The following is a 23,514-nucleotide window of genomic DNA, read 5'->3' on the forward strand; positions in this document are numbered from 1 at the left end:
TTTAGGATATTTACTGTCTTATTCATTATTAAATAAAGACAAATTGATCAAAACAGCTACCATTATTGTAGCTGTTTTTTCTGTTGTCTAAAAATTAGGAGGGAAAACCGATTGAGTACTGGTGGTGGACAATCAAAACCAACGGAGCTATTAGTCGCTCTAGGTATCAATGACGAGATTTCTAAGAAAAATATTAATACATACATAAAACAACTAAAAAACATACCTAATCTAACAATTAACTTAGATGTAAAAGGACATAACACACAAATCTTTATCGAATATGAAAAACAAATAATAGCGTTAGAACGGCAATTGGAAGCCTTTAATCAAAAACTTAAAAATATTGGAAACGGAGCATCCCCTACCCTTGCATTTTTCGATGAATTCAAACAACAAGTTACCCACTCTGTAAAATCTATAGACACTCTAAATAAAAATTTCGGAGATTTAAAAATAAATGTCAACGCATTTTACAAACAACTAGCAAAAGTCCCTACTGGCGACCTACAATCTCTTGAAAAATTATTGACCCAACTGAAAACAGAAATGCAAACAGTCAATACGAATGAATTTAAATTAAACGGCATTCAAGAAACACAGCAAAATTTACAAGCTTTAGAAGCCAATTTAAATAACATCTATGAACTACAAAAAGCATATGCAGACACTACTACCTTCGAACAATTAACATCGCAAATTGCTGAATTAAATACTCAAATTACAAATATCCAACTAGATGGAGGCTTAAATATTGCAGGCATATCGGATATTCCAAACCAATTAGAGAAGATTAATCAGGGCATTATCGAGTTTGGGAAAAATACGAATGTCGCCGCTCAAGATTCTACAAACTTCTTAACCTCATTTATTGATGGAGCAAAAAGAGCTTTCGAATTAACAGAATTTATTAAGAAAAAAACAGCTGAAATTAAACCGCCTAAAATTAGTGAAGATACTCCAGCGGTCGAAAAAGCAGCTAATATTGATCCAACAAACGTATCTAAGTCTAAAAAAAATAAAAAACGACGTAATAAAGTTGATAATACTAAAACAAGCGAAAAAGCAGCTTCAAAAATAGCGGAAGAAGCTTCTTCAAAGAAAGGCGGCGGACTTGCGGCAGCTGGTGGTCTTGCAAGCATTGGGAGAGGACTTCTTGCATCTACTGGTATTGGAGCAGCAATAGTTCTTGCAGAATTTGGACTAAACAAACTGCAAGAAAGCAGAGCTAAAGCCAAACAAATGGCTGAAGAATTAGTAGCTGAGCAAAAGAATATCGTAGACTCTTATGCTGCTAATGCCCCAGATATTGATAGCCTAACATCTAGATATGCTGAATTAGAGAAATCCATAGCATTGGGCAATACTGATCCTTCTATTTTAACCGAATATCAAGAGATTTCGAATCAACTTGGAGAAATGCTACCTCATATTGTTGCTCGTGAAGATGAATTTGGTAATAAGATTATAGGTTCTTCAGAAGCTTTGAAAGTAAAAATCGGACTGCTTAAAGAACAACAAGCTATAGAGTCGCAAATTGCTGAACAAGCAGCTAAAGAAAAACGTGATGACGATATAAAAATTCGAAAAACGTCTATTTCGGAATTAGAAGATGAACAAGAAAGTAAAATAAAAAGAATAGCTACTACTCTAAACACTTTCCACAGTGATTTTGCACCAGATATACGATATAAAGTTAATTTTTTTGATGACAAAGGTGAACCAATACTTAAAACAGTAGCTGATTTTGAAAACAAAATAGAAGAATTAAATAAGCTCCAATCTAAAGCTAGAAGTGGTGGTAATAGTGAGTTAGCAGATTATTATCAAAAATTAAGTGAAGCTGTCGAATATCACGCTGAAAACATTATCGAAACGGAAAATAAGCTAAACCAAAATGTCTTAGCACAAAAATCGGACTATATTTCTAACATTGCTAATGTAATAAGTGAAAACGATAAATTAACCGATAATGTTAAAAACAATGCTGAAAGTTTTGCAGCACAATTAATTGCAGTTACTGATCTAAGTGAGTTAGATACTTTACAAGAATCATTAGCATCATTATTTTCAAATGAGAATACCTCTACATTAATAAATGATGTTATAGGTTCTTTTCAAAACATGGAGAATGCTACTTCTGAAACTTTTGACTCAATGGCTAGTAAAGCTAAAGATAAGTTGTCTTATGTGGAAGCTGAATTATCTGGGCTAGGATTAAGTGAAAAAGAAGTAAGTAGTATTATGAAATCTCTAAATTTGCATTACGATAATACTATTGCTACTCAAAAAAAGTTGTCTGTCGAAATGAGGGCTAATCACTTAACATTAGCTGAAGCAAAAGCTAAAACTTCAGAATTAAAAGAAGAAGTAAAACAATTTCAGACTGTCTATGAACAATTAGCAGGGGTTGAACAAAAACAAATATCACACACAGATGACCTAATAACTCAATATGATGCATTAACTAGACAATTAGCTAAATACTCCGAACAAGAATTAAATGATATACTAAACAAAGAATCGTTAACTTCAGAAGAACAATTTTTAAAGGATACTTTAAACAAACGAATGGAAATAATGCGAGAGTTATCTTCCACCTATCCAGATTTACTAGAAAACGATTCAAAATTAGTAGGTCTCTCATCAGAAAAAATAAAAGCAATTGAGAATGAAAACAATGCCTATAAAACATTATTCAAAGCATATATATTATATAATCAAGATAAACTGAATGACGAACAAAAAAATACAGTTGCTTCAGCTCAATTAACTGTAGAAAGAATAAAAAATATAAGAAACGAATTAAGTGCATTACTACTTAGACATTCTTATTTCCAAGAACTGTACGATGAAGCTGAAAAAAAAGGTGATCCAATGGCCCAGTATCGTCTAGGACAAATTCTGGCTGGATCTCAAAGTAAGATAGATAATAAAAATGAAGAAATTAATCAAAAACAGCAAAATTTAAATGGTCTAATAAATGAAATCAACACTTACATAAAAACTACTGAAGGCTCAACAAAAAAATCTCAGAGCGCAAATAAAGCAGCAAAAGAAGCCAATAAAACTACAAAAGATTCCATCTACATTACAGATAAATTTAAACAAACTTTAGAAAATCTAAACCTTGAGATTGAAAGACAAGTAAAAATTCAATCTTCTTTACCAAAGTATTCCGATGAATATCGAAAATCACTACAAAACCAACTTAATCTTGAAAGAGAAAAATTAAATTTACTTGAAAGACAAGAAAAATCAATAAAATCTCAAATAGCATCTGGAAAGATCGATAAAACAGGGACTGTTTCAAATGCCTCAACAACAACTACTACCACTCAAAAATTAAGTGGTTGGTCAGGTAGAATTTCAAGTAACTTTGGTAATAGAAATTTAAACGGTAAATCAGATAATCACCGTGGTATAGATATCGCAATGCAGCGAGGTACTAGGGTAGATGCAAACATTAGTGGCAAGGTTATTGCTAGTGGTCTAGCTGGAAAAGATAATGTCTATCCTTCCTCCTATGGTAATATCGTTGTTATTCAAGATGCGAATAACTTAAAACATATATATGCCCATTTAGATAAAGCGGTTGCTAAATTAGGTTCAACAATCGAAATAGGACAGCAAGTTGGAACTGTAGGCTCCACCGGTAATAGTACTGGTCCTCATTTACATTATGAAATTAACAAAAATGGAAATATACCAATTAATCCTACAGACTACATAAATAATGCTAAGTCAGGCACTGTTAGTTCAACAGGTATCACTGCTGTTGAAACAACTCAACAATCCATCGATCAGGCCAAATCTGAATTAGTAAGTATGCAAAGAGACATTCTTAATCAAAAGGAATTAATTGCGAAGGTTGAGAAAGATCTAATTGATTCCCAATTATCTTATTATGATTGGAAGCGTGCTAACATACAATCTAATTTAGATTATGAAGACGCTAAAATAAAATTAGTTGATAAAAGCTCTAGTAGATATTCAAAGACTATTGATTTACAAACGAAATATTTAGAGCAAAAACAAGCCGTTAATAACCAAGAATTAGAATATATAGAAGGTTTAATTAAAAAAGGTTCTTTATCTGCAATCACTCTTGATGAAATGAAAAGTAGATTATTAGAATTAAAGACTGAAATGCTAGACACAAATAATGCTATTTCGCAACTAGCATTAAATAAACTTGAAATATTTAATTACCAACGAAATCAACCAGAGTCACAGCTTGACTATGAAAATGTCAAAATTAAAGAGCTAGATACTAATTCAGCTAGATATGCAAAGACGTTACAGCTAATGACCATTTATATGAATCAAAAACAAAATGTCAATCGTAGCGAGTTGAATTATTTACAGCAACAGATTGCTAGTGGTAAACATTCTGGAGAAGTTTTAGAAAAGCTAAAAGAGCGTTATTCACAGCTAACAACTGAAATGAAATCTTTAGACATTGAAATACGCGAAAAAAACTATGAAATAATCCTTAATATTAAAACTCAATACGATGAAAAAAATAATGACATTCAGTATCAAATTGATAGAAGTAAAATTATCCAATCTATGTACAAAGAAGGTTCAGCGGATGCTACGCGTGAAATAAATTTCCAAATGGGACAAACACATGTTTCAATGGACAATGTTGCAGCATCAATAGCAAGTATTCAACAAGAAATGCTCCACCTGGATATAAATTCAAAAGACTATAAGGATTTAAATGCTCAACTTCAAGATATGTCTCGTAATTGGTGGAATTTAAAAGCTAATTTAAAAAGCTATAATGATGAATTAAAAGATACTAAAGATAAAGTAGAAGAAGAACTCGCCAATAAGTTATTTAATGCATACAAGGAATACATGCAAGAAAAACGGGACGCACATATAAAAAGTATTGATGAGGAAATTAAACGGGAAAATGAACGTCACGACAAGGTCATGGACAATTATAAAGATGAAATGGATCTATTTAGAAACAATGTCCAAGACAAATTGAAATTAATCGACAGACAAGAAGCCCAACGCGATTATAATCAGGATATTAGCAAGCTTGAAAAAGAGCGTAACGATATTCAGGGACAATATAATCTACTTTTGTTGGATAATTCTCATGAAGCAAAAGCTAAACGTAAAAAGCTACAAGAGCAGCTTCAACAAATTGATGAGGATATTGCCGAAAAACGTCATGATCGTGAAATTGAGCTACGAAAAGAATCCTTAAACGATCAATTAGAAGCAAAAGAAACTGAGATTAGTAAAAAAGAAGAACTAGAAAATGAAAATCATGAAAATGAATTAAATTTATTAGATGAGAAAAAACAATATTGGGAGCAATACTATACAGATCGGATCAATGATGAACGAAAATTGAAGAAAATTTTAGAACAAATTCGAAACGAGGAATTCGAAGCATTAAGAAAGGAATTTGGCGAATATAAAGCTTGGTTAAAAGAAAGTATGCCTGAGTTAGAGAAGACTCTTACTGACTCAATGGATGTGGTTGGAAACTCTATCAGACAAAATATTATTGATGAATTAGAGCACGCTATAGAATTAATTGAAGACTTCGGGAAAGCACAAAAAGAAAATGGCGATTATGGGGCTTCGAAAAACAATCCAACTAATGGAAATGGCGGCTCTTCAGGAAATGGTAGTTCTTCCTTATCCTTAGGAGATAAGCAGGTTCTTTTAGCAAAGTATATGACTGATGTTCTTACTAAAAATGAGAGTCCTGGTCGTCAAGCAAGCATTAGAGAAAAAGCACATGAACTAGCAGCTGAAGGTAGAAAAAATAACTCTTCAATTCCTGCTAATATTAGTTTTGATAAACATATTAATTCATTAACCCAGGATGAGAAACAAGAGTTGGCGAATTATTTCAAATCAGCAGCAAATACAGTTGTTGATTCTAAGTATCTTCAAGATTATATAACAGATTACGGCAATATATTGTCAGGTTCTGGAACACATTATACTGAAGAAAAAAGTAAAACTATTAACCAAGGTGATAAAGAGATTTTATTAGGAAAATATTTCACTGAAGAACTCGTTACACAAGAAAGTCTTCCATCTAGACAATCGCTAATAAGAGAAAAGGGACATGAATTAGCCAACAAAGGTAGAAATCAAAATAATGGTACAATTCCCTCAAGTTTAGGTTTTAGAGCAGCTCTTAATAAGTTTTCAAAAGAAGCACTAGAAGATTTTGCAGTTTATGTAGAAACAAACATTGGACAATTTATAGAAACACCTTACTTACTTAAAGCAGCAAAAGAAATGGCTTCTAAATTAAAAAACTCCGCTTCAGCCTTTCAAGGAGGAATTACGAATTATTCAAGCAATGGTATTGACGGATTAGGTGGCAAAGCCATGATTGTTCATCCAAATGAATTAATTAACTCCCCTATCGATACCAACAACTTGCTGTCAATGGCTAATATTATGGAAAGAGCCGGTTTATTCTTCCGTCCAATATTAGATCAACTTCCATCATTCAGCAATACTTTGAGTACAGTTCAAACTGCTTCTGCTTCAACTTATGGAGATATAAATATCGAATTTAACATAGACAAAATGAATGGCGATATGAATGATTTAACGAAATTTAGCAAAATGATTAACGCCGACTTATTACGTAAGAGAGGGATGAGAAATTAGTGTTAGAATCAATTCATTTTATGTATGACAATATCTCATCAAAGGATATGGGCGTTTATATTGGATGGACTTCAGGCAATTTGTTTGAAGAAAATCTTCTCCCCATACGACGAATTGTTGAGAAAAAAATAGCCAATAATGAAATACCTTACTTTCAGAGAGTGGAGCATGAGCCACTCTCTTTTAAATTGTCTTTTTATCTAGAGAATTGGGTTAGTGATGGAGACTTAAGAAAAATTGCACGTTGGCTTTTTCAGCCATATTATAAGCCACTAGTGTTTGATCATAATCCTAATAGAGTAATGTATGCCCTTGTAGAAGGTGATTCTACTTTAATCCATAACGGGCTAAAACACGGTTATGTTGAATTAACGATTAGATGCTCCTCCCCCTATACATATTCTCACGAGCATATTATCGATAAGATAGAATTTAGAGAATCAAATAAAAGCTACATATTAAAGGATGACATCTCTACATTTGCTCAAGGTGAATGTCAAAATATGAAAATCACTACAAATGGACTAACGATTGATGCGATTAATAACACATGGGGCATTCTGTATGCAAACATTAATAATTGGGGTGACTTGTAAAAATGGAAAAGACGAAAAAGCTAGGATTAAAAATAGTAACTGATTCATCATTTGAAAAAGATGACATAAAAGAGACCGTTGTGAACTACGGCACAAACTTCAATAAACTTGAAGAATACCTTACATCTTCGGTTCAATCTATTGAGGAATTGCAGGATAATACACTTTACTCCTTGGGTTATATTCTTTGGAACAAAACACCTATCACTGGTGGCCACATTGGATGGGTTGTAACACGCGGAGGTATTCATGCAAAAAAATGGAAACCTAATAAAAATTATATCGTAGGCGATTTAATAAAAGCAGAGCCTGATAATGGTGGGTTATACGAATGTGTAGTTGAGGGCAAAAGCACTACTACCTCCCCTACTTTTCTTACAGGCTTGAATCAAGAGTTTTATGATGCCAATAGTAATACTTGGCGCGGAGAATATAATTACGAAGTGGGAGATCTTATTTTTCCTACTAATGGCAGCAAACAATTCTACTATATTTGTGAAACTGCTGGATATTCCTCCCTAACTGAACCGGAATGGTCTTCTGTTCAAAATAATACAGCATTTATTGATGGCTCTGTTGTTTGGAGAAAAGCTAAAACGATTAAATGGAAACGAATTGGCGACAGCTGTGAATTTAGTCCATTCGGAAAAATAGAATAGAGGTGCTTATATGAAAAGCTGGGGTTCCCTATTAAATGTTAAAGGTTCATACACCTCCAAAGCTCATTTAATCTCAACGAATTCACCAAATTATTTAACAACCATTGCTGCAGATATTATAAATGTACATGCAAAACAAATTCAATTTTATTATTCAGTATCCTATGATCACGTCACATGGACAGATTGGAAAGAAATAAATTTCAATGATACAAATCTATTGGATCAATATGAGCTCAAAGGATTAGTTTTTAAATATAAAATTATGATGAGTGCCTCAAAGGAACATGAAAAGCCTTATATACAATCATTTTCAATCCAATTTGATCCATGTGCTGTTTTTGAAAACTTAGGCGATTTCATTGTTAAACCTAAAGTATGGATTAGAAAAAAGAACGGTAATGGAGATATAGAAATAACAAATACGATGACCAACCAAAAAATGCAGTTACGTAATTTAATAAATGATGAGGAAGTATTTATTCATTGTCAGAAAGAGGAAATCGTTTCAAATAGGCAAAATCTTGGTGTCTATCGATATGACGACCATAATGATGAATTTTTAGAGTTAGTTACTGGGAAAAACGATTTGAAAGCAAACGGTGACTTTGATATGCAAGTTAGATTTCAGCACGTATTTATTCAACAATAGTTCCCGTGAAAGGAGGTGATAAAGTGAATTTAGGTGATATTAACAATAATTTAAAAGCTGCACAACCAAAAATTTTCCTCTGCAAGCCAGATAAGAAAACCACTGCATTGCTAAGTGAAGCTTATGATATTAGCTACAACACAAAATTATCTGTATTAAACGAATTGTCCTTTAAAATCCCAACAGTAATCATTGAAGACGGTGTTCCAAAGGATAATGAAAACATTAAAAAAATAAAGAACCGCTATTTATTTAAATTTAAGTTTGGTCCTACTACGGAATACTTCTTATTAAATGAATCCAACAAATCTTATAGTGAGGACGAGTTTATTCAATATTCCGCTCTATCGCTAGGAGTTCAACTTAGCGACAAAAATATTAGAGGTTATGAGGTAGTCAGTAAAACACTCTCCCAAATTTCCGATGAAATATTATCGTCAGCTAATACCAATTGGAAAGTCGGATATGTAGACAGCCTTTTCGAAACGTATCGTAGTTATGAAGTATCTTCCAATAACATACTTGAAATCATTTATGAGTTAGCGAATATATGGAATGCCGTTATATTCTGGGACACCATTAAATGTGAAATTAATTTCTATAGACCTGAAAACATTGGAAACAATAAAGGTTTTTACATAAGAGATGGAAAATACTTGGAAAGCTTTAATTTATCAACGAACACAATCGACACAATAACTCGGTTAAAGGCTTATGGTCAGGACGGGCTAACAATACATCGATTAAATCCCACTGGACAACCCTATATAGAAGACTATAGATATTATCTCTATCCCTTTAAGCGTGAAAATGGAGTTGTCATTAGCCACTCGGAATATATGAGTGATGCATTATGTATTGCATTAGAAAACTATCAAGCATTAATCCAATCACTTTCAGAGAGATTTACTAATTTAACCAGTACTATTACAACACAGCGCTCCATTATTCAAATGGAGGAACAACGCTTTAGTAGTCTTCTAACAGAACGAATTATCATAGAGGACGAATTAGATTTATCCAATGCAAATTTTCAGTCTGGTACCCCTGCTCATCAGGATATTATTAATCGATTAGAGATTAAAAGAGCTGAGATCTCTAATCAAGAAGCCTTTATTAGAGATCTCAAGTATCAATTGAGCGATTATGAAAATGAATTAGACGACTTAAGAAAAAAGCTACTAAGAGAAAATAATTTTTCAAAAGAATTATTAGTAGAGTTATCTAACTTTGAAATTGAAAAAGAATATATCAATGACTCGATAGTTGAAGAGGCTGATTTGCTAGAAGAAGCAAAAGAAGTATTTCGTTCATTTTTAGAGCCCAAAATTAAATTAGATATGAATATGATTGATTTTTTAACAATCGTAGAATGTCAAAATGATTGGGACAAGCTTAATCTAGGTGATATCGTTAGTGTTCGGTATGACAGATTACAGGTAGATGTAAAAGCTAAGATTACGGAAATTACATATGATATTGAAAGAGAAACCATCTCAGTTATTATCACGAACGAAATTGATGAACAAAATACATGGTTAGATAAGATTGAAAAGGCTGGCAATACCTCCACTCTCGTTCAAATGGAAAAGTGGAAATGGAGTCTATCTGAAGAAAATAACGGCGCCATCAACGATATTATTAATAATAAATGGAATGCATTGAAAAACGCTGTGACGGCTGGCTATAATCAGCAAATCGAAATAAATGAACGCGGTATTACTGTCAAAGATTTAACGGATCCCTTAAGCTGGCTCGTCATTCAAAATGGCTTTTTAGCAATCACAAATGATAATGGTAACTCCTGGAAGCACGCAATTTCAAAGGATGGCATTTTCGGAGAAAGAATTTTTGGGAAAATCATTTCTGGAGTTAACCTTGCTATTGAGGATGAATCAGGTATTTGGGTGACACGCGGCTCACGTACAACCATTTATAATCGCAATAGGGATGAAGTAATGCGGCTAGGGCTTGTAACGGATGAAGGTGAACCTGAATGCTTTGGTTTAACTTCTTGGAATGATATAACAAGGGTTGCCATTACAACATGTGAAGGCTTTTCAGTTAGTCAAAAAGATGGTGATGCATGGAAGAAAATATTATGGGCGAATACAGATGGAACACTATACTCTCGAAATATGGTTGCTGAAAATATTAAGATCGTGAATAACTTAGACCAATTAATTTTAGATGCTGAGAATAATTATTTTGATATTGGTTTGTTTGACAAAATTGTTGCGGATGGAAAATTGACGACACTTGAAAAGCTGGAGCTTATTAAGGAACTATATAAAATCCATTCAGACTATAAGCTTCTTCTCCAACAAGCACAAAAATATATTAGAAGTGAAAGAGACAATAAAACTGATGTAAATTCTGAATTTGATACAAAAACACAAACCTTCGATACCGTCTACTCTACAACTGATAGGTATTCAACAAGTGCTTTTAAAAATGCCTATTTGGAATTAATGAATTATATTTCAAACTATATAAAAATCATTAATAACGGTTATTTAGAATCACAGAACTTAAATATTGATATGACCGATCCCCTAACAGAGTCCACGAGTCCTATTGAGAATCGTGGTATTTTTGTGCAAAAGTTTAAAAATTACTATGATGAAGCGACTCGTCTTCGTCAATCAATCGAAGACTCCCTATTCTATTCAGGTATTCATATGGGTTCGTATAATAACAATTTAATTATGAATGAGTTTGGCTTTATTGCTGTACGTAGTGATGGGAAATATCGAGCGTTCCTGAATGCTACGAATGGGCTTGCCCTTCAAAAGTGGGAAAATGACAAATGGGTTAGTAAATTATTTGCTACTTTAGGCGACTCGAAATGGGAGGACGGTACACTTTATGCTGAAGGATTAGTAACCAAAAATCTGCGGATTGTTGACGGAGATTTAGGTGACGCTATTACACTTGATTGGGAGAAAGGTATCACTATTTACGGTAGAAATGGTGAGGTCATTAAGCTAAATGCTAATGAAGCCATTTCAATTTACGTAAATCATGACAAAAAATTTTACGTTGGTACCGATGGAAGGCTCTATGCAAAGGATATTACGACACATAACCTTAAAATTGTAGATGGTTTCCTTGGCGAGAAGATTATCTTTGATCAAAATAACGGTATTACTATTAATGGTAATAACAATGAACAAATACGCTTAAATGCTAATGAAGGTATAGCCATTGATGCTAACGGCGAAAAACGCATTTGGATTGGAAAAGATGGTCTTATTTATGCGAAAAAACTTCAAATTATGGGCAACGATTCGGATGAAATGATTAAGGACATAGATGGAAGCTATATCTCGGATTTAACCGTCAATAAATTAAAAACACTGAACTCCAATAAGCCTCAAGACTTTATTCATATTAAAGATAACTTCTTTAAAATTAAAACAAATTATGGTGGCTCTGAAAAAGACAAGCTAACGATTACTGTTAAAGAAACTGGAGATGCTGCATATCCTCATATAACTTGGGGAGCTGGCGGTGATGGAGGTAACAATGTTGGATATCAATATAAAAAAATGGATGGTTTCTATTTCGATTATGTAGGTAGTGATGGCCAAAAACGAGAATTCGCGCTAAAAAATGGTGATGACTCCGTTGTTATGAAAACTCCTCATTCTATGAACTTCGAAGGAAAAAACATTAATCTTAAAGCCTCTACTGCCATCACTTTAGCTGTAGGTGAAAACAAAATTGTCATTAGTTCTTCAGGTGTTAAGGTGAATGGTTCTCGAATTGAACTTAACTAAGGAGGAATGACCATGCCTGGAGTAGTTGTAAAAGGTAATAAAATACAATCTAGTGTTGCATCCAATCATATTAAAATAAAAAAACCCAATGATTATACTTGTGAGCCTGGCTATATAAATGGTGAGTATTTTTCAGGTTATTGGTATGGAGGAGCATGTTACGGTGTTTTAACTCCCCCCTCCTCCCCTTACACCTATCAAGATATTAACGCAACAATTGATGGCGAAATTAATGAAGGTAGCCCTAATGTTTTTGTAAATGGCAAAGCAGTTGCATTTTCTGGAGCCAAAACTTTAGAAAAAGATACATACACAGTTCCTAACGGCTGGACTACCGAAAGTGGCAATCATTCAAGTGCGAATGGCTCCATTATTAAATATAGCACTACAGTGTTTGTCAATGGTAAACCACTTGTTAGAAATGGTGATTCGGTATTAACCCACGCAGGTACTACAACAAAAATAAATGAAGGCTCTAGTAATGTGTTTGCAAATTAATAACCCGTTAAGAAAGAAGGTGATAAGTTGTCACTCCCTATTAATTATTTAGAATTTAATAACCCTATTCATATTGTTTGGCGAAAAGGAACATCAAGCGATCCATTTATTGATAGGCTTGATATTGCTCGTGTAGTGAACCAACGCGTTTTTTTACTAGAAATCCCAGATGAGATGTACCGAGTGCGAATTACAGGAATGTTTGAAATTAACTACGAAGCATTTATTAAAAAGAATCTCGATAAAAATGAATTTTATGTAGATTACACAAATGGCTTTGTTTATTTTCATGCATCACGAGAAGCGGAGACCATTTCTATTGTTTATAAAGGAAGAGGTCTTATTCTCTATCCGTCCACTCGTATTGTCCATTATGATGGTACAGATTCAACAGAGACATTACATGAAATCATCGAAAAAAGTAAATCACAAGTCCAAGAATTAATTGATAGAACAGATAATTACGAGGAATATTTAAAACGTCTTGTCATTGCCATCAATAATTCAAATCATGCTACTGATCAAGCATTAATTGCTACCCAAAAAGCTAAAGATGCGACGGAGCTCGTAAAAAATGCATATGAAACAACAGTCTTAATTTATCAGCCATATGTCAATACATACGACGAAATTGCAAAAAAATTCCCTTATCCTGAAGTTGGATGGACAACACAAGTATTTGATACCGGTATACGCTATAGATGGAACGGCAAAGATTGGGTTCCTATTGATGCTTTGGGTGGCAATGTTCCATTAGCAAATGAAGTGATGAACGGCTTAATGAGTAAAGAGCATTACATAAAGCTTAAAGGTATCACCAAATTTGTGAATGAAAAAACAATGGTATTTATTATTCCAAAAGACATTTTACAAGGAATTCAAGACCCACATGTTGTATTTGATTGGAATGGAGAAATTACAGAGATAAAAGCCTCCGTTTCCTCCAAAGGTTCACAACCAACTCCAATTCAAATTCAAAAATCAGCGAATTTTAATGATTGGGTTGATATTACGGATAATCCAGTAATGATTGTTTCAGATAACTATCTTGATAATAAAGCCCATACATTAACAAAAACGAAAGTACAAAAGGGCGATATTTTCAGATTACATATCCCCTCCTTTTCTGTTGATGCACAAAATTTATCAGTCAATATAAAAATATTGTTAAACGACTCTCTTAACCCGTAATGGCTTAGAGAGTTTTTTTATACAAAAAACTAGGAAGAAAGAAGGAATTTTTAATGAATAACACTCCATTGGTATCTTGGTATGAAGGAACAAACGAATTTTCTAAGCAAGTAAACTACACAGTAAATTATGGTACTGTAGATGCTTCCTCACCTTCACCGAAAAAAACATTCTTTATTTGGAATAACAGAGGAGGCCAGGAAGATTGCCCTAAAATGGAGGAGGTAACGTTTACAACTCGCGATAGAGATGGTGGCACTACCGTAGAAGCTGTTCGAGACAATTGGTTTAGAGTTCGTGTTGATTCATTAGGTGAAACAGATGATAAATCTTGGACGGAAGTTGGTAAAGGTGGAGTTGGTACAAGTAATCCAACGGGTCTTAAGGACTTAGGAACAAATGGTACTACGACAAACAAGTTTGCTGAAACAGCTCAAGTATGGTCAAGTGGTAAAACATTTTCTTTAGGTGCTTATATTAAACCTTCAACACCGAATGGATATATTTATAAAGTAATCAATGCGGGGGAAACAAATGAAAAAGAGCCATCATGGGTGAAAGTTGAGGGTAATACTTTTATTGATAACGGTATAGAATATCTTTCAGTAAAAATTGAAAAAACACCGAATGCAAAGGAAATTTTAGGTTTGGCAAATAATACGAAGGAAGATGGCTCAAACGCTCACTTTGCAGGCGGTAACTTCGTTCAAATTACGGTCTACGCAGAGGTTCCAATAACTGCAAATGCAGGGAAAAACTCATTAGCGCAGCGCGTTTCTTACCGCTACGTATAATCAATTTAAATCAAGGGGGTTTTATAGGGTTAGGGGTAACTACCCCTAACCTTTTTATTGGATTTTTAAGAAGCTTCAATACAATGAAGGGATTGATAAATATGTTATTTGCAGATTCAAAAAATGTGCAAGCAATCGGTCTTCCTTTTAATTGGAACGCTGATTATGTAAATGGTAAAAATTATGCTGAGTATGACCTACTTACGCATAAAAAAAATGACTTTTATTTAGTACAGAAAAATCAGGTCGTTCGTTTCGGTTTGTTTGGTCAAGGAATGAAATTTTTTTTCGAAATGTCTGACGGCTCTTTCTACTTACATGGCAGAAAAATAGAAATTGAATATAAAGACGAAAATGGAGAGATATATCATTTAACAACAAACTTTGCAAACAAAGACCTTATTACATATAAAGATGCCTTTACAGATTTTAATAATGTACAAGGTGTACAACGTTCTAATATCAAATCAATTAATTTCGGCTACAAAACAATTTACAAGAAAGATGATGTTCAACTATTCTTCCAACCCGTTGTATCCCTTCCTTTTAACGAGAGAGCCTTTATTGAGGTCAAATTAACATCAAATAAGGACATGAACGGCTACTTGATATTCAAATCAAGTGGGATTGAAATAGAACGCTTCTATGCCCCTTTAGAAGCCAACAGAGCAGGTCAAATTAATTGGACTATCAAAAACTAATACAAAGAGAGGAAATGCGCTATGAAGAGATTTTGGCTACGTCTTCCTGAAAAAAATGATTACTTAGAAATAACAGCTACGAACAATAAGTTATCATTATTTGAATCTTCAACTGAGGAAGTTTACACAGTCGACATAGGTAATTATTCACTTGAGAAACTACGAGACAATCTAGTTAGTAAAGGCTTAGATGCTAGGATTGGAGAAATCAAAGCACCTAAAAGTTCTAAATTTATTGTATTATTCTTAGACAATTCATATACAAATGTAAATGGCAGTTTCGTTACTTTCACAGGTGGTATAGAGTCTATTGATACAGGAGATAGGCAAGAAGAAAACATAATTCATATTTAAGAAAGGAAGATATTCTATGACAGTAGTAGGCGGTAATATAGAGCGCAAAGAAATTGGATTGCCTATTGGTGTTTCAGGAACTCACAATAACACTGAGATTAATAGGGCAACAGGTCTTCTACAATTGATGCAAGTTGATGTTGATGATCAAGGAAGACCTATTTATACAGAACAAGGCTCTTGGACTTCTGATGTGATTGATTTAGGTGATAAGTTTAAAGACTTCGAAAAGGTATTTACAACTAATACAAATAATGGAGCAAGCTCATTCGCAGTTTTAACGAGAGTGTCAGACAATGATAAAGATTGGTCTGAGTGGACTGCTATTGCTATGGATGGAGCTATCCAATCTGATGTTAAGCAATATATTCAAGTAAGAATAGATTTGTTTGCAGGGTTTGTTACAGATACTTTTATTATAGCAAAAGGTGATTTTAATCTTAATGAATATATTGAAGAAAAAGAATTTAAAGCAGGTAGCTATATTGTCCCTAAACTAACATCTAACACTTCTTCCTCAGAAGGATTTGCGTTTGCGGAAACTGAGCTTAACACAAGTTATCTTGCATGGAAAGCTTTTGATAAAGTAGATACAAGTGAAGGATATGTTACTAAAATTGGAGTTAAAACAGGTTTTCTAGGGTTTTGCTTTAAAGACAAAAAGAAAATTATAAAGTACAAATTAAGAAGTGGGTCAGGTAGTTCGTATGTAAATTCAATGCCCAAGAGCTGGGTTTTTCAAGGAAGCAATGACACTACAGATGGCATTAATGGTACTTGGATAGATTTAGATAAACAAACTAATCAAGTTTGGTCTGCAACAATTACCGATAAAATCTATGAAATATCAAATAAAAATGATTATCTTGCATACAGACTAAAATTCTCAGAGAATAATGGTAATACTTCCTATACAGGTATAGGTGAAATGGATTTTTACGAAGAAGGAACAACATCACTAAGTCTTAAACGTGATTACAAGTATGATATGACGTTAGATTCAACATGGTCAGATACAGGAAGCTTACACAGAATGAAAGTCACTCGTGATGATTGGGTGAAAATTGATAGCTTGAATCCTATCTTTAAAGAAGGTGTTTAATCGCAATGAATATTATTGATGCAAGATGGACTAAAAACTCAAGTTTCACTGCTACTAATGCAACTACAGAAGTGATGAATACAATAAGTGGTAGAACATTAGGAGAGGGTATCTTTTATTTTGAACTCACTACTCCTGATAGTGGGAGAATGATAAACAGATGGATAGGGTTTGTTTCAGTTGATAAAACTAATTATAATCAACCTAATTCACACCAAATACTTTGGCAACCACAGTTAGATACAGTCTATGGAATTGAGGTGGATTTAACAGCACCTTCGACACCTAGATATAGATACCGCATGAATGGAGGAAGCTTTAGCTCACTCATAGACATTAAGGGTTCTAATGGTGTACCGTTGTCTATCATAAAACCTGCAATCGGTTCAGCAGATAGCTCTAATAGTGCAATCCCCTTCACTATTAATGCAGGGCAAGAGTCATTTGTATATCCATACATAGTACCAAACTTGTATTCATTTGATGGAAAGCAAAAGATGAGCTATGAAAATAGTACTCTTATTTTACATGATAGTGAGTATAAGAAATTCACCCCTAAATTATTAGGTAAAGACCCAACTATTAATGCAGTACCAAATATGACTAGCAATACTGCTCCAACTGGTAGTGTAACTGCTAGAGGTGCTTATACTCCTGCATGGCAAGCATTTGACAGGAATAGTTCAACATATTGGTATGATAACGGTTCTAGTGAAAGTAATCCATCATGGCTTCAATATGAATTTGACTCTCCAAAAATAATAAATAAGATTGCATTAGATTCTCTTATAATTACAGGTAGTTCATATGGGCTAAAAGAATTTACCTTATTGGGTAGTAATGATGGTTTAAACTATGATAGTCTTCTATCTGTTAATAATCACCCAAATAGTAATGCTAAAGTAACTTATCACTTCAATAATAATAATGAGTATTTATTTTATAAGCTTCAATTTGGATTAAGTTACTATAGTTACTATACATTAGTTAGTTCATTTGAAATGTATGAAATGGCTACCACTGATACACCTGCTTATTGGTCAACTGTATCACACACTCTCCCTAGCTCTACTCAGTTCCTCAATAAAGGAATGGACAATCTATCTCCCCTATTTGACCGTACAATAACACAATTAGAGCCAATACCAATGAATCAAAGAAACGATATTCTAGTGTCAGGAGAAGTTGGTAAGGTTTTTAGTAAAACTCTTGACATGAAAAAGTATTTTGATATAAGAAGTATAAGAACTGAGGTGAGATAATGGCAACCACTAGTATTCCAAAAAACGTAAAACGTAAAGCTAATTTTAACTATGTTTCTTCAAATTATATTCGCTCAGTAAATGGCAATGGTATTTCGTTAACACCTGATAAAATATATGAGGTTTTACATGATGGTATAACATCAAAGCAGGGTAACTATGGAGCTTTGTTGCTTGTTGGTAATACATCATCTTATATAGAGTTTTCAGTAAAAGAAAATTGCAGATTTTGGGCAACAAGTGGAGTTTATAGTGATGGTGGAGGGTCTTCGGGAAAAGTTTTGGATATTTATAAATATGATAGTAAGCTTAACACATACTCACTATATAAAAGTGTTCCAACTACTTCTACAGAAGATTGGTATATTGTTTGTGAATTATTAACTATAGGAATATATAAAATTCAAGCTCAAGGAAATTACATTCAATTTAACGAATTTTACTTTGAATCCATAGTAGAAAATAAAACATTTATTTTACATGATGGTGAGTATAAGAAATATCAAAATAAATCAGAAAATACTCATTCAAGCAGTAGTGTCATTCCAACAATGACATCTAATACAAACGGGAAAATAACACTCTCAACAAACTAAACAAATACTTTTGGATACGCACCTTACAAGGCATTTGATGGCTCTAATGAGCCTTCTAGTGGATGGGCGAATGGTAGTGGACAATACCCATCTTGGTTAAAAATAGATGTTGGTGAAAGTAAAATTATTGGTAAGTATACCATAGCATTCAATTTTAGCACAACCCCTGACTGTTTCCCTAAGGATTGGGAGTTACAAGGTTCTAATAATGATAGTAATTGGGATACACTTGATACTCAGAAAATTAGCTCTTGGACACTTTATGAGAAAAAACAGTTTTTAATAAATAAACCTTCAAGCTATCGCTACTATAGAATTTATGTGAAAAGTGGTTCAGCAACATATGTTGTTATAGGTGAGATGGAGCTTTTTGAAGTGTTATCTAACCCTAAACCTTCATCATGGGAAACAGTCTCTTCTACCTTACCCAAACCTACTCGATTCTTAGAGCAAGGTATGGATAGCATATCTACCCTACTCAACCGTAAAGTTACAACATTAGAACCTGTAGCAATGGCAAATAAAAGTGAGATTTTAGGTGTTAATGAAATAGGAAAAGTGTTTAGCAAAACAATTAATTTGAAGAAATATTTAGACATTAGAAGTATAAGAATTGAGGTGAGGTAATGAGTGAAAAAATATTATTCAGAAACAATCAAGGTGTTTATTCTATTAGTGAAACAAATATTAACGAAAAAAAATTCCCACCAATTATGACTACTAATACAGCCCCTTCACCATATGTAGCAACTGCATCAAGCGCATACACCGCAGGTGGTATTTATTATGCTTTTGATAATTCTGTAGGCACTAACCTAGACAGAATGTGGCATCCACTATCAGCTAGTACAAGTCATTGGTTAAAAATAGACTTAGGACAAAAAAACGAGCAAAGAATAGAAGGATTAAGTCTTATGGGATATAATTCAAGTAGTACGTGGATAACACCAAATAGTGTATCAATCCAAGGTTCTAATGACAATACAACATTCGAACCCATATATACTATAGAGCCTCCTGAGCTGTCATGGCTAACTCTAAAAAACTACTATTTCAAAAACTCTAAATTCTACAGATATTATAGAATTGTATTCACTCTCCCTTCTTCAAAATATGTTGCAGTAAGTGAAGCTAGATTTTTGGCATATGACAAGAAACCTTATTTAAACAAAATGGATAGTTTTTCAAATAACAACATATTAAGCTATGGTAATGACTCTTCTATTGAAAGGATAAGCTCATTATTTAGAAATAAAAACTATATTTTACAAGAAAACACTTCACAGAACATAGAGGGACTGTGGACAACAAAACTTGATAGAAAACCATTAAGCATAAGATTCAATTAGAAAAGAGAGGTGAAGTAAATGGCTTGGTATTTAAAAGTAGAAGGCTCAGGTGGAGGAACTAGTGGTAGTGGAATAAATTATATTGAAGTATATGACAAAAAAGGTAATTTAGTAAAACTGACAAAAAGTGATGTAATTGAAACTAATGCAACGACAAGAAACACTGATGATAACTACCTCCAAATGCTCCAAACAAGAGGTACTTTACCACCATACAACGGTATTGCTAGTGGGATTTTTTATACTATAAAACTACCTGAATATGTTAATTTTTTTCAAAAGTATATTTAAAAAATTGGGGTAACAATTCTTATGATGTTAGAAACATTAAAATAAGCATTTCAAAAGATAACAGAAATTATGAGCAAATTTTTTATGATACTTTTGCGACAGCAGAAGAAAAGACTGTATTGCAAAATTATTCTTTAGGATTGAGGAGGATTCTTCTTCAAGTGAATAGCAAAACATACTCACTAGAGTTATTAGATGTAACCTATGAAACAAAAATGACCTCTAATACTGCCCCTTCTCCATTAGTCGTAAGTGCAAGTAGCGAATTTAACTCAAACTATCTAGCTTGGAAAGCTTTTAACGGTACTAATAATGGAAGCTATGACTATTATAGTAGCGCTATAGGAACAACAGGTTGGATACAAATAAAATATGACAAAAAGGTTCATGCTAACATAGTAGAATTGAGCGCATTTAAAGATACTCAGCAACTTGCAAATGGTATGCCAAAAGATTTCAATATACTAGGCTCTAATGACGGTACTAATTTTGTAAGGTTAGCAGAGCTTAGAAATCAAACATGGATAAATGGAGAAACCAAAAAATATAAATTCAGAAACTCTAATGAGTATCAGTACTACAGAATAGAAGCATTAAGTACTAATGGATATGAATATATATGTATTGGAGAAATATTGTTTAAAAGCAACAAAAGCAATTTTATAGAAATCCAAAAAACAAGTGCAAATAACTTTATTAATTATGGTGCATTTAAATTCGAAAAACTTAATTCTATTTTTGAGTATAAAAGCTACATTTTACAAGATGAAATATCAAAAAACAAAGAAGGTCTTTTGACAACTAAATTAGATAGGAAACCACTCAGCATTAGTGTTAATTAATGCTGAGTTTTTATATTTTCTTAATACAATAAGAAAGGAATAATAATATGGAAGATTTTAAATGGTTAGAAAATGCAATGACTTCTAATACTACACCTATTCCATACATTGTTGAAACTAGTGGGCAATATGATAGTAGCTATGCAGGTTGGAAAGCATTTAATGGAACTAATATTAGTAGTAGTGATTGTTGGTCTTCAAATGAAAATAATGGGTGGATTAGTTTCTATATTGGTGATAAATATAAAATAGGTGGAATCGCTATTACTTCAAGAGTTTCCGAGGTCACAGGAGCGCCAAAAGACTTTAAAGTATATTGCTCTAATGATAATGTAAATTGGGTAGAAGTACTATATAAAACTAATGAAATTTCTTGGAGCAGTAGTGAAAAAAGAATATACTATTTTGATAAAATTATAAATGGAAAATTTATAAAGTTAGATGTTATCTCAAACAATGGTCGTGTCAGACTAGATGTTGGACAAATAAATATTTATTGCACACCTTTGAAAAAAAGAATGGTTCTTCAAAATGACAACTCATATTACTCTCTATCAGAAAACACCCTAATTCACCTTCCTGACAACTCACATAAAAACATGATTTTACATGGTATTGAACAAAGTAAAGAAATTCAATTAGATGTGCCTTTTACTAAGCATAATTACTTAAATGACACACCTGTTGATGGTGCGAGTGGCAAAGTGTTTACACATGACATAGGTAAAATCAATGCTTTGGGTATCAGAGAAATAAAAGAGAATAAAAGTTTTGAACCTATTTTTACTTGGTATGAAACTAAAATGACTTCTAATAACGCTCCTTCCCCACTTGTTGCTAGTGCAAGTAGTGAAAATCTCCCTAGACTTGCATGGAAAGCCTTTCAGACATATGTAACATCAACAACAATTGATGATTGTTGGCTTACCAATTCAGGAGAAACACTAGGTTGGATACAGCTAGACTTTGGTACGGTAAAGACTATCAGTCAGTTAAAAATGATGGGTAGAAATAGCTCTACAGGAGACAAGCCAATGGAATTTACTGTCTCAGGTTCGAATGATGGTACAAATTTTACTGAGCTACAAAGATTTAAACAGACTATTGATTGGGCAAGTAATACTGAAAGGCTATTTATACTTAATAAGAGCCATAGTTTCAGATATTATAGAATTAATATATTAAACAATAACGGTCATAGTGTTAGTGGTATAGCAAGGATTCAATTTGGATATAAAAGAGAGGTGAAATAAATGGCATCAACAGAGCAATTAATGTCACAATATGGTGTTGCATGGTTTGGTTTTGATGAATCAAGTGGTGATGTTTATGATAAATTAGGATTGTATAACTATGTTGGTACAGTTACAGGCGCAACAAGAGTTGGTGGTTGGAATGGCGAAGGTTTAGCTATAAGTGGAAATACTACTGCCTCTACAACAGTAAAATTCAATGCTCCTGTTATACCGAATGGTGAAAAAACAATTAGGTTTAAATTAAAACTAACAACATATAAAGAAGGTATTATTGTAACAAGAACTCAAGGTTCAGCAGGGAATGGTATTCAAATAGGTATATATAATAACTATTTATATGCAAACCTATATAATAAAAATACTTTGATAATCGAAACAGGGTTAAGCATTGGCTTAAACAAGTGGTATGACATTATGTTTTCTTGGGATGGAACTACCAATGTAGATGCAGTAAAGATGTATTTAGATGATAAGTTGGTTTCAAAGAAAACCGCAATATCTAACGAAACAGTAGCTAGTGTACACAAGATGTCTGTATTAGGTCATCATTCAGCAACAGGTTATTCATTAGATGGTCAATTAGATGATTTGCAAATCTATAATAAAGCTCTATCCCCTTCTGACTTTACTCAAAAGCGCTTAGTTGTTAAAACAACAGACAATAAAAACCTTGTTTTATCTCCTACATCAACTCGTGTAAAAGAGATTCCTAACACAGCAGAATATATGATGTTAGCTCAAGGTGGATTGGTTAGAGAAATTGACTCAGCAGTAGATAGTCAACCAATTGATTTTACTAAGCCTACAACTGAATATGAGATTATAACTAATAATAAAACACCTCTAGGAAAAGGCAGAATGTTTACTATTCCTATTGGTAGTGATTTTAAAACAGCAATGATTGAGGACAACTATTAAGATAGTTG

The 23,514-nt window shown here is 33.1% G+C and carries 19 protein-coding genes and 1 pseudogene; all 20 read left to right on the forward strand.

Annotated features, from left to right (window positions below):
- Positions 1-111: 111 nt before the first annotated feature.
- Positions 112-6,663, forward strand: coding sequence for a peptidoglycan DD-metalloendopeptidase family protein (locus ACIQLB_RS01460; protein WP_400720040.1), 6,552 nt, complete (start codon positions 112-114; stop codon positions 6,661-6,663).
- Positions 6,663-7,259 (forward strand): distal tail protein Dit, encoded by a 597-nt coding sequence (locus tag ACIQLB_RS01465; RefSeq protein WP_400720042.1) that lies wholly within the window; start codon positions 6,663-6,665, stop codon positions 7,257-7,259. The genes ACIQLB_RS01460 and ACIQLB_RS01465 overlap by 1 nt, the downstream gene beginning before the upstream one ends.
- Before the next feature lie 2 nt (positions 7,260-7,261).
- A complete protein-coding gene (locus ACIQLB_RS01470; RefSeq protein WP_400720044.1) occupies positions 7,262-7,918 on the forward strand; it encodes a hypothetical protein in 657 nt (218 codons plus the stop codon).
- Positions 7,919-7,928: 10 nt separating this feature from the next.
- Positions 7,929-8,570, forward strand: coding sequence for a hypothetical protein (locus ACIQLB_RS01475; protein ID WP_400720046.1), 642 nt, complete (start codon positions 7,929-7,931; stop codon positions 8,568-8,570).
- 23 nt (positions 8,571-8,593) lie between these two features.
- Positions 8,594-12,352, forward strand: coding sequence for a phage tail spike protein (locus ACIQLB_RS01480; RefSeq protein WP_400720048.1), 3,759 nt, complete (start codon positions 8,594-8,596; stop codon positions 12,350-12,352).
- Between the two features lie 12 nt (positions 12,353-12,364).
- Entirely contained in the window at positions 12,365-12,850 is a 486-nt protein-coding gene (locus ACIQLB_RS01485; RefSeq protein WP_400720050.1) for a PAAR domain-containing protein, read from the forward strand.
- A gap of 27 nt (positions 12,851-12,877) precedes the next feature.
- The gene (locus ACIQLB_RS01490; protein ID WP_400720052.1) at positions 12,878-14,041 is read left to right on the forward strand and encodes a hypothetical protein; all 1,164 of its coding nucleotides are present in this window, start codon (positions 12,878-12,880) and stop codon (positions 14,039-14,041) included.
- Positions 14,042-14,094: 53 nt separating this feature from the next.
- A complete protein-coding gene (locus tag ACIQLB_RS01495) occupies positions 14,095-14,835 on the forward strand; it encodes a hypothetical protein (RefSeq protein WP_400720054.1) in 741 nt (246 codons plus the stop codon).
- 83 nt (positions 14,836-14,918) lie between these two features.
- Positions 14,919-15,536 carry a hypothetical protein gene (locus ACIQLB_RS01500; protein ID WP_400720056.1) on the forward strand — a complete coding sequence of 206 codons (618 nt, stop codon included), beginning with the start codon at positions 14,919-14,921 and terminating at the stop codon, positions 15,534-15,536.
- 21 nt (positions 15,537-15,557) lie between these two features.
- Positions 15,558-15,890 carry a hypothetical protein gene (locus ACIQLB_RS01505; RefSeq protein ID WP_400720058.1) on the forward strand — a complete coding sequence of 111 codons (333 nt, stop codon included), beginning with the start codon at positions 15,558-15,560 and terminating at the stop codon, positions 15,888-15,890.
- 16 nt (positions 15,891-15,906) lie between these two features.
- Complete coding sequence (locus ACIQLB_RS01510; RefSeq protein WP_400720060.1) at positions 15,907-16,992, forward strand: hypothetical protein; 1,086 nt, start codon at positions 15,907-15,909, stop codon at positions 16,990-16,992.
- A 5-nt stretch (positions 16,993-16,997) separates the two neighbouring features.
- Positions 16,998-18,254: a discoidin domain-containing protein gene (locus ACIQLB_RS01515; protein WP_400720062.1), complete on the forward strand. Its 1,257-nt coding sequence runs from the start codon at positions 16,998-17,000 to the stop codon at positions 18,252-18,254.
- Positions 18,254-18,850, forward strand: a complete 597-nt coding sequence (locus ACIQLB_RS01520) for a hypothetical protein (protein ID WP_400720064.1) — start codon at positions 18,254-18,256, stop codon at positions 18,848-18,850. The genes ACIQLB_RS01515 and ACIQLB_RS01520 overlap by 1 nt, the downstream gene beginning before the upstream one ends.
- 72 nt (positions 18,851-18,922) lie before the next feature.
- Positions 18,923-19,144, forward strand: a pseudogene (locus ACIQLB_RS01525) (galactose-binding domain-containing protein); the annotation flags it as partial.
- A gap of 66 nt (positions 19,145-19,210) precedes the next feature.
- Positions 19,211-19,477: a hypothetical protein gene (locus ACIQLB_RS01530; RefSeq protein ID WP_400720066.1), complete on the forward strand. Its 267-nt coding sequence runs from the start codon at positions 19,211-19,213 to the stop codon at positions 19,475-19,477.
- A complete protein-coding gene (locus ACIQLB_RS01535) occupies positions 19,477-20,199 on the forward strand; it encodes a discoidin domain-containing protein (RefSeq protein ID WP_400720068.1) in 723 nt (240 codons plus the stop codon). Before ACIQLB_RS01530 ends, ACIQLB_RS01535 begins: the two co-directional genes overlap by 1 nt.
- A gap of 18 nt (positions 20,200-20,217) precedes the next feature.
- On the forward strand, positions 20,218-20,490 hold the full coding sequence (locus ACIQLB_RS01540; protein WP_400720070.1) for a hypothetical protein: 273 nt from the start codon (positions 20,218-20,220) through the stop codon (positions 20,488-20,490).
- A 161-nt stretch (positions 20,491-20,651) separates the two neighbouring features.
- Positions 20,652-21,332: a discoidin domain-containing protein gene (locus tag ACIQLB_RS01545; protein WP_400720072.1), complete on the forward strand. Its 681-nt coding sequence runs from the start codon at positions 20,652-20,654 to the stop codon at positions 21,330-21,332.
- A 47-nt stretch (positions 21,333-21,379) separates the two neighbouring features.
- A complete protein-coding gene (locus ACIQLB_RS01550; RefSeq protein ID WP_400720074.1) occupies positions 21,380-22,585 on the forward strand; it encodes a discoidin domain-containing protein in 1,206 nt (401 codons plus the stop codon).
- Positions 22,586-23,506: a LamG-like jellyroll fold domain-containing protein gene (locus ACIQLB_RS01555; protein WP_400720076.1), complete on the forward strand. Its 921-nt coding sequence runs from the start codon at positions 22,586-22,588 to the stop codon at positions 23,504-23,506.
- The last annotated feature ends 8 nt before the right edge of the window (positions 23,507-23,514 follow it).

The sequence above is a fragment of the Lysinibacillus sp. NPDC092081 genome, from assembly GCF_044755845.1.
Classification (GTDB): Bacteria; Bacillota; Bacilli; order Bacillales_A; family Planococcaceae; genus Lysinibacillus.